This is a genomic window from Streptomyces caelestis, from assembly GCF_014205255.1.
In the GTDB taxonomy this organism is placed as follows: Bacteria; Actinomycetota; Actinomycetes; order Streptomycetales; family Streptomycetaceae; genus Streptomyces; species Streptomyces caelestis.
Map to the genome: position 1 here is coordinate 8,432,710 of NZ_JACHNE010000001.1, position 12,516 is coordinate 8,445,225.

Below are 12,516 nucleotides of genomic sequence, written 5' to 3' on the forward strand. Positions count from 1 at the left end.
CTCGATGTCGAGCAGCTGGTCCCGACCCCCGGCTGCGGCACACCGACCCTCGCAGCGAAGGAAGCAACCCCATGCGCGGAGCAGTCATCTACGCCCCCGGCGACGTGCGCTTCGAGACCCTGGACGACCCGAAGATCCTCCGGCCGACCGACGCGGTGATCCGTACGGTCGCCACCTGCGTGTGCGGCTCGGACCTGTGGCCCTACCGCGGTGCGGAACCCATCGGCGACCCGCACCCGATGGGGCACGAGTACGTCGGCATCGTCGAGGAGGTGGGCAGCGAGGTCACCAACGTCAGGCCGGGCCAGTTCGTGGTCGGTTCGTTCGCCACCTCGGACAACACCTGCGTGAACTGCCGTAACGGCTGGCAGTCCTCCTGTCTGCACCGCGAGTTCATGAGCACCTGCCAGGCCGACTACGTCCGCATCCCCAACGCCCACGGCACCCTGGTCGCCACCGACGAGCACCCGGACGCCGAGGTCGTGCCGAGCCTGCTCGCCGTGTCCGACGTGATGGGCACCGGCTGGTACGCCGCCCTGGCCGCCGAGGTGAAGCCCGGCTCCACCGCGGTCGTGGTCGGCGACGGAGCGGTCGGCCTGTGTGGCGTCATCGCCGCCAGGGAACTCGGCGCCGAGCGGATCATCGCCATGAGCCGCCATGCGTCCCGGCAGAAGCTCGCCCTCGACTTCGGCGCCACCGACATCGTCAACGAACGCGGCGACGAGGGCATCGCCCGCGTCAAGGACCTCACCGGCGGCATCGGCGCCGACTCCGTCCTGGAGTGCGTCGGCAACCCCGAGTCGATGCGGCAGGCCCTGCACTCCGCCCGCCCCGGCGGCAACGTCGGCTTCGTCGGTGTCCCGCACGAGGTCTCCTTCGACGGCCAGGAGCTGTTCTTCTCCCACGTCGGTCTGCGCGGCGGCCCCGCCCCCGTTCGCCGCTACCTGCCCGACCTGATCGACCGGGTCCTGTCCGGCCGGATCAACCCGGGCAGGGTCTTCGACCTCACCCTGCCCCTGGACCAGGTCGCCGAGGGCTACAAGGCGATGGACGATCGCCGCGCCATCAAGGCCCTCCTCAAGCCCTGAGCGCAGACGCGTCCACATCTGGGGCCGCACCGACGCGGTGCGGCCCCAGGACCGGCAACCACCCCCGCTCGCACAAGGACTGACCATGACGACCTTCGCCCTCATCGGTGCCGGACCTGGTCTCGGACTTGCCGCCGCCCGCCGCTTCGGCGCCGCCGGCCACACCGTCGCCCTCATCGCCCGCGACGCGGAGAAACTGGACGGTCTGACGGCCACCCTCGCCCGTGACGACGTCCAGGCGCGCGGCTACACGGCCGATGTCCTCGACATCGAGTCCCTGACCTCGGCCCTGTACGCAGCCGCGGCCGACCTGGGCACCGTCGAGATTCTCCAGTACAGCCCCGTGCCCCGCGCCGACTTCATGAAGCCGGTCCTCGACACGAGCGCCGACGACCTGGACGCGCCCCTGTCCTTCTCCGTCAAGGGCCCGGTCACCGCGGTCAACGCCGTCCTGCCCGGCATGCGCGAACTCGGCCGCGGCACTCTGCTGTTCGTCAACGGCTCCAGCGCCGTACGCCCCAACCCGAGGGTCGCCGGCACCTCGGTCGCCTTCGCCGCCGAGAGCGCCTACGCCCGCATGCTGCACGACGCGCTCGTCCCGGAGAACATCCACGTCGCGCAGCTGATCATCCCGGGAGCCATCCGGCCCGACGCCGAGCACAGCAGCCCCGACGTCCTGGCCGAGCGCCTGCTCGACATCCACCAGTTGCGGGACGGCTTCCGCCACTACGCCGAGCCCCTGCCTGACTGATCCCCTGGACGAACTCGTGAACCCGGCGCCCCTGCGAACTCTCGCCCGCGTGGTCCCGGCAGCCGCATTGCTGCTGGCTGTGACCGCCTGCACCAACGACTCCCCATCCTCCTCATCGAAGCCCGCGTCGCCGCAGGCTTCGACAGCCCTGGCCACCACCTCACCGTCCGCTAGGACTACCGCCATGAACATCCGGCTCACCATCAACGGCCACCGCTTCGACGCCACCCTGAACGACAGCCCCACCGCCCGCGACTTCGCCGCCCAGCTCCCTCTCACCCTGTCTGTGAGCGACTTCAACCAGGCCGAGAAGACCGCCGATCTGCCCCGGAAGCTGTCCACCACCGGCGCCCCGGAAGGCGCCGACCCTCAGGTCGGTGATCTCGCCTACTACGCGCCCTGGAACCATCTCGCCACCTACTACCGCGACGCCCCGTACGCGACCGGCCTGGTCATCCTCGGGCACATGGCCGACGGCGGCGCCGAGCAGCTCGCCACCGCCGACGAGATCACCATCGAAGCCGCGCCCTGACCCGCGCCACCGTTCGTCCCTGCACGAAGGGGGGAGGAGAACCTCCCCTTTTCGGCCGGTGCGCTCCGTGGAACCGTGAAAGACGTGGCCGCGCCGTCCACTGTCCGCCGCGACGGCTTCAGCCGCCACCATGATCCGCCGAATTCCACGCAAAGAGAGACCACACCTATGCCTTCCGCGTCCGGGACCACCCCCGGCAAGCTTCCCTTCGTCGTCTGGGTGCTCGCCGCCGGCACGTTCCTGATGGGGACCACCGAGTTCGTCGTCGCCGGTCTCCTGCCGGAACTGGCCGGTGACCTCGGAGTCAGCGTCTCCCACGCCGGCCTGCTGATCACCGCCTTCGCCATCGGCATGATCATCGGCTCGCCGACCATGGCCCTTGCGACCCTGCGTCTTCCCCAGCGCCGGACCCTGATCCTCGCCCTGGCCGTCTTCTGCCTCGGACACCTCGTCGCCGCCCTGAGTACCTCCTTCACGATCGTCCTCGCCGCCCGCGTCGTGACAGCCCTGGCCACCGGAGCGTTCTGGTCCGTCGGCTTCGTCGTCGCCACCACCGCCGCAGGCCCGCACAACGCCACCCGCGCCACGGGCGTCATGATCGGAGGGCTGACCCTGGCCAACGTCGTCGGCGTGCCGATCGGGTCCTTCGCCGGCCAGTTCACCGGCTGGCGCGGCCCCTTCTGGGCCCTGGCCGTCCTCTCCGGGCTCGCCGCCGTGTTCATCGGCCGCTTCATCCCGGCCCAGGAGCAGCGCGTCGAGGTGTCCATCAGGGCAGAGGTCCGGGCTCTGCGTCAGGGCCGGCTGTGGCTGGCGCTCGCCGCCGCGATGCTGATCATGGGCGGTGTCCTGGCGACGTACACCTATGTCACGCCGCTGCTGACCGACCGCGCCGGCATCCCCGCAGGCGCCGTACCGCTCGTCCTCATCGCCTTCGGCGTGGGCGCCCTGGGGGGCACCACCACCGGAGGCCGCCTGGGCGACCGGCGTCCCATGGTCACCACCATCACGGCCGCCGCGGCCACCGCCCTGGTCCTGCTCCTGATGATCCCGCTGTCCGGCAACCCGCTGACAGCCACCCTGCTCGTCTTCCTCATGGGCCTGACCGGCTTCACGGTCAACCCGGTCGTCACCGCCCTCGCCATGCGCTTCGCCGGCGACGCGCCCACCCTCACCTCGGCGCTGACCACCTCCGCCTTCAACACGGGCATCGCCGCCGGATCGGCGATCGCCGGTATGGCCCTGGACTCCTCCCTCGGCCTGACCGGCCCGCCCCTGGTCGGCACCGTCATCGCCGCCCTCACCCTCCTCCCGCTGATCGCCCTCGCCGTCCACGGCGCCTCCCACAAGGGTCGGATCGTGGCCCAGAGCAGCGCTCCCACTGACGCGCGGCGCGACGAACCCGCGCAGGTGCCGTCGCAGCACTGACCCAAGCCCCGATCCGCGTCCTGCCGAATGCGAACCCGACGACGTATCCGCAAGCGAGAGGACTCCGCCCATGACCGTGACCAACGCGGCCTTCACCGGGAAGGCGGCCTTCGTGACGGGAGCCGGCTCCGGCATCGGCCGTGCCACCGCCCTCGACTACGCGGCATCCGACATCCGCGTCAACGCGATCTGCCCCGGCATCATCGACACCGAGATGATCCGGCGCTTCGCCGAAAGCACACCCGGAGGACGCGACGCCCTGATCGCGGACGAGCCCATCGGACGCCTCGGCACACCGGAAGAGATCGCGGCCGCCGTGCTCTGGCTCTGTTCGGACGCCGCCTCCTTCGCCACCGGCCATGCCCTGGTCGTCGACGGCGGCCAAACCGTCTGACGGCGGCCCACGGCAAGGCGCAGCGCCACCGCAGCAAGGCGGAAGCCAAGCAGCCCGGCACCACACGCGCGCTGCCACAGCTCAACGCTCGAAGGGAGAACCCGACATGAACCCCAGCTACGACTTCACCGGCCAGGTCGCCCTCGTCACCGGGGCCGGCGCCGGTATGGGCCTGGCGACCGCCCGCGAGTTCGCCGCGGCCGGAGCCGCGGTCGCCCTCACCGACATCGACGAAGCGGCCCTCGACGCGGCCGCGAAGGAACTCACCGACGCCGGCCACCAAGTCCTCGCCCTCACCTGCGATGTCAGCGACGAGGACCAGGTCGCCGTCGCGGTCGACCGCACCGTGGAGGCCTTCGGTCGCCTGGACATGGCCTACAACAACGCCGGCATCCAGATCCCGCCCAGCGACGCCGCCGACGAACCCGCCGAACGGTTCGACCGCGTCAACGCCATCAACCTGCGCGGGGTGTGGGCGTGCATGAAGCACGAGTTGCGGCACATGCGGGCTCAGGGCAGCGGAGCCATCGTCAACTGCTCCTCCCTCGGCGGCCTCGTCGGCCTCCCCGGCCGCGCCTCCTACCACGCCTCCAAACACGGCGTGATCGGTCTGACCACCAGCGCCGCACTCGAATACGCCCCGCGCGGCATCCGCGTCAACGCGATCTGCCCCGGCACCATCGACACACCCATGGTCAGCGACATGATCGCCAAGGGAGAACTCGACCGCGCCGAGGCCGAGGCCGACCAGCCCATCAACCGGCTCGGCACCGCCGAGGAGATCGCCCAGGCCGTCCTGTGGCTGTGCAGCCCCGGAGCGGGCTTCGTCGTAGGCGTCGCCCTCCCCGTGGACGGCGGCTACGTCGCCCGCTAGAGACGATCCGCGCACCAACAACTCTGGAGGGACACCATGAAATTCATCAAGCAGCAGCCCAGCAGCAAGGCCCCGGCGGACTGGTTCACCGGCGACGTGTGGTGGGACGTCATCGTGGCCGGCCAGGAACCCTCCAGGATGCGCGCCAACCTGGTCCGCTTCTCGCCGGGCGCCCGCACCAACTGGCATTCCCACGCTGTGGGCCAGACCCTGCACGTCGTTTCCGGCATCGCCCTGATCGGCACCCGGGACGGCACCGTCTTCGAGGCCCACCCCGGCGAGACCGTCGCCTGCCCGCCGAACGAGGAACACTGGCACGGCGCCACGCCCGACCGGTTCATGGAGCACATCGCCCTGTGGGAGGGCACCGGTGACGGCACCCCCGAGACCACCTGGGCCGAGCCCGTCACCGACCGGCACTACAACGGCCCCCGCACCCGCAACCAGTAGCCCCGGCCCCTCGATCACGCAGGCCGGGCCGACTCAGGACGTCACGGCCCCGGACGCGTCCACGAACGGGGCGACGCGGCTCCGCCCTGCCGTATCCCGCGCGAAAGTGCCCCCGATGACGTCGGCCATTCGCTCCTGACGGAGCGTAAAGGGGGAGGAAAGTCTCCCTGCCACGAGCGTTGCTGGTGGTGCAAGACTCCCGAGTGACCGGTCTCCGCTGCCAAGGTGCGCGGTTGCCCGGTTCCCCAGCGGTGACGACGATCCAGTCTCCCGTCCCGCTGCTGTGTACGGCCGATCCGTCCGCGAATTGAAGGCGTACGTATGTCCACTGAACTCCCTGAGTCTGCCGTTCCACCGCCCACTCGGCGCACCTTCATCGCCACCAGCACGGCGGTCGGTGGTGCGGTCGTCGCGGGCGGCGTGATCGGAGGATCATTCCTCGCGGCCCCGGAGGAGGTGGCCGCCGCCGAGGCGCCGCCCTCCAGCCGCGTGTCCCTGACGGTCAACGGCACCCGCCGGACCGTGACGGTCGACAACCGCACGTCGCTGCTGGACCTGCTGCGCGAGCACTTCGACCTGACCGGCTCCAAGAAAGGCTGCAACGCCGGGGCCTGCGGCGCGTGCACCGTGCTGGTCGACGGCCAGCGGGTCAACTCCTGTCTGACACTGGCCGTTCGCCTGGAGGACGCCGAGGTCACCACCATCGAGGGCTTGGCCGACGGCGACCGACTCCACCCGCTGCAGCAGGCGTTCATCGACGAGGACGCCTTCCAGTGCGGGTACTGCACCCCAGGCCAGATCGTCTCCGGTGTCGGCTGCATCCAGGAGGGCCACACCGGCTCTCCGGAGGAGATCCGGGAGTGGATGAGCGGCAACATCTGCCGCTGCGGCTGTTACGTGAAAATCGTGCGCGCGGTCGAGCAGACCGTCGCCCGGAAGTAAGGAGCGGCCGTCATGCATCCCTTCACCTACACGCGCGTGTCCGACACGCGGGAAGCCCTCAACGCCGGTCGCCGCGGAGGGCGTTACATCGCCGGCGGCACCACGCTGGTCGACCTGATGCGGGAGACCGTCGAGCGCCCCGAGGCGTTGGTCGACATCAGCGGTCTGCCGCTGGACGAGGTCACCGTCACCGAGCGCGGCGGGCTGCGTATCGGTGCGCTGGTGACCATGTCCGAGGCCGCCGCCCACCGCAAAGTGCGCACCCTGTTCCCGGTCATCTCCGAGGCGCTGGAGCTGAGCGCGTCGGCACAGTTGCGGAACATGGCCACCATCGGCGGCAACATCATGCAGCGCACCCGGTGCACGTACTTCCGTGATGTGACCGCCGACTGCAACAGGCGCGAGCCCGGTTCCGGCTGTGCGGCACTGGAGGGCGTCAACCGTACGCACGCCATCCTGGGCACCTCCGACGCCTGCGTGGCCACCCACCCCTCCGACGTCGCCGTGGCGTTCGCGGCGCTTGAGGCGCAGGTGCGCCTGCTGGGTCCGGACGGGGAGCGCCAGGTCCCCTTCGCAGACTTCCTGTTGCGGCCGGGCAGCACCCCGAACCGTGAACAGGCCCTCAGGAAGGGCGAGTTGATCACCGCGGTGGAGATACCCGCGTTGCCGCGTCCCCTGAAGTCGGGTTACCTGAAGGTGCGTGACCGGCAGTCCTACGAGTTCGCCCTGAACTCGGCGGCCGTAGCGCTGCATGTGCGCGGCGGGGTGATCCGCGAGGCACGAGTGGCCGCCGGAGGGGTGGGCACGGTGCCGTGGAAGCTGCCGGCCGTCGAGCGGCACCTCGTCGGCGAGCGCCCCTCGGACGCGTTGTGGACGGCCGCTGCCGCCAAGGCGGCGGAAGGCGCCCGTCCCCTTCAACACAACCGGTTCAAGGTCGAGTTGCTCCAGCGGACCGTCGAACGCCAGCTGCGCATCGTAGGAGGTACCAAGTGAGCCCCCAGCCGCAGGCAGCCGTGGGTGCGCCGCTGTCCCGGGTGGACGGCCGGCTGAAGGTCACGGGCAAGGCGCAGTACGCCGCCGAGTTCGATGTCGACGGGGCGGTGCACGCCGTCATCGTGGACGCGAGCATCGGCCGCGGCCGCATCACATCGATCGACACCGGCGCCGCCGAAGCCCAGCCGGGCGTGCTGCGGGTGATCCACCACGGCAACGCACCGAAGCTGCCGTACCGCGACAACGCCGGGTCGAACAACCCGCCGGGCCGGCGGCAGCGGGTCTTCCAGGACGACCGGGTGCTCTTCCACGGCCAGCCGGTCGCCGTCGTGGTCGCCACCACCCTCGAGGCCGCGCAGCACGGCGCGAGCCTGGTCAAGGTCGAGTACGACGCCGAGCAGCCCTCGACCGACCTGCACGATGGGGAGCGGGACAAGCCGACGAACTACGCGCGCGGCGATGCGGAAGCGGGCCTGCGCGACGCTCCCGTACGGCTGGATCTGACGTACCAACTGGCGCGCAATCACCACAATCCGATGGAGCCGCACGCCACCATCGCCCGCTGGGACGGCAACAAGCTGACCGTGTGGGACAAGACGCAGTGGGTGATGGGCACGCATGACGAGCTCGCGGCCGTGTTCGGCCTGCCCACGGAGTCGGTGCGCGTCATCAATCCGTTCGTCGGCGGCGGCTTCGGCAGCGGGCTGCGCTGCTGGCCGCACAGTGTCGTCGCCGCCCTGGCCGCGCGGGAGACGAAGCGTCCGGTCAAGCTGGTGCTGAGCCGCAAACAGATGTACTTCGGCACCGGCTTTAGGCCGTCGTACGAGTACCGGCTGCGCCTCGGCAGCGACCGGCGCGGCCGGCTGACCGCCGCGATCCACGACATCGACGCCGAGACCTCGTCGTACGAGACGTTCACCGAGGCCGTGATGGGCGCGGGGCAGATGCTCTACAGCATGCCGAACGTCAGCCAGGCGTACCGGACGGTCCCCCTGGACGTGAACACCCCGATCTGGATGCGTGGCCCCGGCTTCGCCTCGGCGTCGTTCGTGATCGAGTCGGCCATGGACGAACTCGCGCACAAGCTGGGCGTCGACCCGATCGAGCTGCGCCGGCGCAACGAACCGAACGAGGACGAATCGAGCAACCTGCCGTTCTCCACCCGTCGGCTGCGCGAGTGCTACACCGTCGGCGCCCGCGAGTTCGGCTGGCAGCGCCGCTCCGCCCGGCCACGTTCGAGGCGCGAGGGCGACTGGCTGATCGGCCTGGGTATGGCCGCCGGTGTCTACGACCCCGGGCGTTACCCCGCACAGGCCCGGGCCCGCCTCGATGCCGACGGTACCGCCGTGGTCGAGGCGGCCACCAGTGACATGGGGCCGGGCACCTACACCTCCCAGACCCAGGTCGCCGCCGACGCCCTCGGGCTGACCATGCGCACGGTCACCTTCCGGCTCGGCGACTCCCTCTACCCGCCGACCTCGCCGCACGGCGGCTCCGCGACCATGGCCAGCGTCGGCACCGCCGTCCACGACGCCTGCAACCAGGTGCGGCAGCAGGCGATCAAGCTGGCCGTCGAGGACCGCGAGTCGCCGCTGTACGGGGTGAAGGCGGACGACGTGGTCGTACGCGGCGGCCGGCTGCACGTGCAGGGCACCCCGACCCGCGGCGAGACGTACCGGACGCTACTGGCCCGCAACAACCGCACCCACCTCGAAGCGGGCGGCTCCTACACCGGGCCGCCCAGCCCAGAGCGGCACTCCTACCACGCCTACAACGCCACCTTCGCCGAGGTCGCCGTCGACGCGACCCTGGGCCTCGTACGGGTCAGGCGCATGCTCGGCGTGTACGACACGGGCCGCATCATCAACCCCAAGCTCGCCGACAGCCAGGCGATCGGCGGCATCGTGGGCGGCATCGGCACGGCCCTCCTTGAGCACACGGCCACCGACCACCGCGACGGCCGGATCGTCAACGCCAACCTCGCCGACTACCTCGTCCCCGTCAACGCCGACGTCCCCGACGTCAGGGCGATCTACCTGGACGGCGAGGACAACGACGGCAACGCGCTCGGCGTCAAGGGGCTCGGCGAGGTCGTCCAGGTGGGGGTGGCGGCCGCGATCGGCAACGCGGTCTTCAACGCCACCGGCCGCCGCATCCGCGAACTGCCCATCGCCGCCGAGGCGTTGCTCTGACCCGTGCGCTTCGCCCCGGCGCGGTGCACACCGCTCGTCCGGCGGCCCGCGCCCCGTTCGGCCGCCGGACCTCCCGGGGCCGCCGCATGACGTTTTCCCCGGCGTCGTGGCGGCGGCCCGCTCACCTTCCGATCCTGTCCTGCCATGGAGAACCGCCATGCTCAACATCGCGGACACACTGCACCGCTGGTGCCGCGAGGCACGCCCCTTCGCCCTGGCCACCGTGGTCGGCGTGCGCGGCAGCGCCCCTCTGCCGGTCGGTACGTCGGTCGCGGTGGACGAGGACGGCACCGCGGTCGGCAGCATCTCCGGCGGCTGCGTCGAGGGCGCGGTCTACGAACTGTGCCGACAGGTGCTCCACGACCGGGGCGCTCCGCAGCGGACCTGGTTCGGCTACTCCGACGACGACGCCTTCGCAGTCGGCCTGACCTGCGGCGGCGAACTCGACGTCTTCGTCCAGCGCATCGATCCCGCAGCCCAGCCACACTTGGTCACGGCCCTCTCCGAGATCGACCGAGGGCGACCGGTCGCCGTGGCACAGGTCGTGGACGGCCCGGAGTACCTTCTCGGCTCCACGCTGAGAGTGCTCGGCGGTGACCACGCCGCCCACGGGCGCGTGGACGGCGGACCGGCGGACCGGGCGGTGGCCGACCAGGCCAGGGCCCTGCTGCGGGCCGGCCGCACCAACCGCGTCGACATCGGCGGGGAGGGAGACGGATGCCATGACCGGCTGTCCGTCCTCGTCCACGTGCAAGCGTCCCGGCCGCGCCTGCTGGTCTTCGGCGCGGTCGACTTCGCCGCCGCCCTCAGCCAGGCCGGCCGCTTCCTCGGTTACCGGGTCACCGTCTGCGACGCCCGCCCCGTCTTCGCCACGACCGCACGCTTCCCCCACGCGGACGAAGTGGTGGTCGACTGGCCCCACCGCTACCTCGAACGCGCCGAGGTGGACGAACGCACCGCCGTATGCGTCCTCACCCACGACGCCAAGTTCGACATCCCCCTGCTGCGCCTGGCCCTCGACCTGCCCGTCGCCTACGTGGGCGCCATGGGCTCCCGGCGCACCCACGACGAGCGCCTGCGACTCCTGCGTCAGGAGGGCGTCACGGCAGACGAGTTGGCGCGGCTGCGTTCCCCGATCGGCCTCGACCTCGGAGCCCGCACACCCGAGGAGACGGCGGTCTCCATCACCGCGGAGATCATCGCCCAGGCCAACCAGGGAACGGGTCGGCCCCTGACCCGGATCACCGGCCCGATCCACCGGCCGAGTTCTACAAGGCAATGGACGAGGCCCGAGCCGTCAAGGCCCTCCCGAAGCCCTGACCGGCCGCCGGAGTTGGCCCTACCGGCCAACGGCGTTACGTCGCACGGTAGCGGGCGCTGACCGTGGTCAACGGGAGCCGCTCAGCTTGCGTCGGCCTACCACTGCCTCGGAGTTGGTGGCTGAGCACACCGTCGCCACGGGGCGACCGATCGACCGTGTGACGGCGACCTCCTGACCCACCAGTTCTTCGCGGCACGGGTACGCAGCCGTCCGTGCCCCCCCGCAAGAAGGGCAAACGCCATGCAGTACGCACACCTGGGCCGCACCGGCCTGAAGGTCAGCCGTCTCGCGCTGGGCACCATGAACTTCGGCGACGCGACGGACGAAGCCACCAGCTTCCAGATCATGGACTCCGCGCTGGAGGCCGGCATCAATCTATTCGACACCGCCGACGTCTACGGCGGGCCGCAGTCTCCTTACATGGAGCAGGGGTACGGGTTGTCCGAGGAGATCATCGGGAGCTGGCTCGCCAAGGGCGGCGGCCGGCGGGAGCAGATCGTGCTGGCGACGAAGGTGTACCAGCCGATGGGCACCGGCCCGAACGACAAGTACCTGTCCGCGTACAAGATCCGGAAGGCCGCGGAGGACAGCCTGCGGCGCCTTCAGACCGACCACATCGACCTCTACCAGATGCACCACATCGACCGGTCGACTCCCTGGGAGGAGATCTGGCAGGCGATGGAACAGCTGGTACGCGAGGGCAAGGTGACCTACGTCGGCAGCAGCAACTTCGCCGGCTGGCAGATCGCGACCGCGCAGAACGCCGCCACCTCCCGCCGCTTCCTCGGCCTGGTGTCCGAGCAGAGCCTGTACAACCTGTCCGCCCGCACCATCGAACTCGAAGTGATCCCGGCACTTCGCCACTACGGGCTCGGCCTGATCCCGTGGAGCCCCCTGGGCGGCGGGCTGCTCGGCGGAGCACTGAAGAAGGCACAGGAAGGCCGCCGCGCGACGCCGAAGACGCAGGACGCCATTGAGCGGTACCGGCCTCAGCTGGAGGCGTACGAGGCGTTGTGCGCCGAGATCGGCGAACAGCCCGCCGACGTCGCTCTGGCCTGGCTGCTGCACAACCCGGTCCTCACCGCCACGATCGTCGGCCCTCGCACCCCCGAACAGCTCGCGACCAGTCGGCACGCCCTCGACGTGCACCTGTCGAAGGAAACGCTGGACAAGCTCGACGAGATCTGGCCCGGCCCCGGCGGCGAAGCCCCCGAAGCGTATGCCTGGTAGACCCGAACGGATGATCCCGCCGCACCATGCGGGACACGGCGGATCGGCGGCATCTCCGTACTCCGACGAGTAGCCGCGAACGATCCCGGAGCAGAAAGCTGCGGGCAGGGGCCGTCCATGGAAGAGTTCACCAGCACTCTGAGCGCAGGCACCCATGGCCACGATCAGCAGAGCGCGGTGTTCGTCTCCTCGGCCAGCCTCCGCAGGAGGCGGTCCTGGAGCGCCTCGCCGTGGACTGCGTGGTGCGGCTGTGCGGCTGCACCTGCTGGCGGTGGAGCCAGTACCCGCCGGTGGTCAGGACCTGGGGTCGTCGCTGGAGGCGAG

Annotated in this window: 11 protein-coding genes and 1 pseudogene; all 12 read left to right on the forward strand. The window is 70.7% G+C overall.

Annotated elements, in window-relative coordinates; genetic code table 11:
• Positions 1–71: 71 nt before the first annotated feature.
• The 12 genes and pseudogenes from HDA41_RS38200 to HDA41_RS38255 all read left to right on the forward strand — a co-directional run bounded on the left by HDA41_RS38200 (position 72) and on the right by HDA41_RS38255 (position 12,192).
• Complete coding sequence (locus HDA41_RS38200; RefSeq protein ID WP_184992293.1) at positions 72–1,088, forward strand: zinc-dependent alcohol dehydrogenase family protein; 1,017 nt, start codon at positions 72–74, stop codon at positions 1,086–1,088.
• An 85-nt stretch (positions 1,089–1,173) separates the two neighbouring features.
• Positions 1,174–1,839: an SDR family NAD(P)-dependent oxidoreductase gene (locus tag HDA41_RS38205; RefSeq protein WP_184992295.1), complete on the forward strand. Its 666-nt coding sequence runs from the start codon at positions 1,174–1,176 to the stop codon at positions 1,837–1,839.
• A 184-nt stretch (positions 1,840–2,023) separates the two neighbouring features.
• On the forward strand, positions 2,024–2,371 hold the full coding sequence (locus tag HDA41_RS38210; RefSeq protein ID WP_184992297.1) for a cyclophilin-like fold protein: 348 nt from the start codon (positions 2,024–2,026) through the stop codon (positions 2,369–2,371).
• Positions 2,372–2,539: 168 nt separating this feature from the next.
• Complete coding sequence (locus tag HDA41_RS38215) at positions 2,540–3,796, forward strand: MFS transporter (protein WP_184992299.1); 1,257 nt, start codon at positions 2,540–2,542, stop codon at positions 3,794–3,796.
• A gap of 91 nt (positions 3,797–3,887) precedes the next feature.
• Positions 3,888–4,190: pseudogene (locus HDA41_RS38220) on the forward strand (SDR family oxidoreductase); the annotation flags it as partial.
• A 106-nt stretch (positions 4,191–4,296) separates the two neighbouring features.
• Positions 4,297–5,064 (forward strand): SDR family NAD(P)-dependent oxidoreductase, encoded by a 768-nt coding sequence (locus tag HDA41_RS38225; RefSeq protein WP_184992303.1) that lies wholly within the window; start codon positions 4,297–4,299, stop codon positions 5,062–5,064.
• A gap of 36 nt (positions 5,065–5,100) precedes the next feature.
• Entirely contained in the window at positions 5,101–5,514 is a 414-nt protein-coding gene (locus tag HDA41_RS38230; protein WP_184992305.1) for a (R)-mandelonitrile lyase, read from the forward strand.
• Positions 5,515–5,835: 321 nt separating this feature from the next.
• The gene (locus HDA41_RS38235) at positions 5,836–6,456 is read left to right on the forward strand and encodes a (2Fe-2S)-binding protein (RefSeq protein WP_184992307.1); all 621 of its coding nucleotides are present in this window, start codon (positions 5,836–5,838) and stop codon (positions 6,454–6,456) included.
• A gap of 12 nt (positions 6,457–6,468) precedes the next feature.
• Entirely contained in the window at positions 6,469–7,449 is a 981-nt protein-coding gene (locus HDA41_RS38240; RefSeq protein WP_184992309.1) for an FAD binding domain-containing protein, read from the forward strand.
• Positions 7,446–9,641, forward strand: coding sequence for a xanthine dehydrogenase family protein molybdopterin-binding subunit (locus tag HDA41_RS38245; protein WP_184992311.1), 2,196 nt, complete (start codon positions 7,446–7,448; stop codon positions 9,639–9,641). The genes HDA41_RS38240 and HDA41_RS38245 overlap by 4 nt, the downstream gene beginning before the upstream one ends.
• Before the next feature lie 157 nt (positions 9,642–9,798).
• Complete coding sequence (locus HDA41_RS38250) at positions 9,799–11,022, forward strand: XdhC family protein (RefSeq protein ID WP_184992312.1); 1,224 nt, start codon at positions 9,799–9,801, stop codon at positions 11,020–11,022.
• Positions 11,023–11,202: 180 nt separating this feature from the next.
• Positions 11,203–12,192, forward strand: a complete 990-nt coding sequence (locus HDA41_RS38255) for an aldo/keto reductase (protein ID WP_184992314.1) — start codon at positions 11,203–11,205, stop codon at positions 12,190–12,192.
• Positions 12,193–12,516 lie beyond the last annotated feature (324 nt).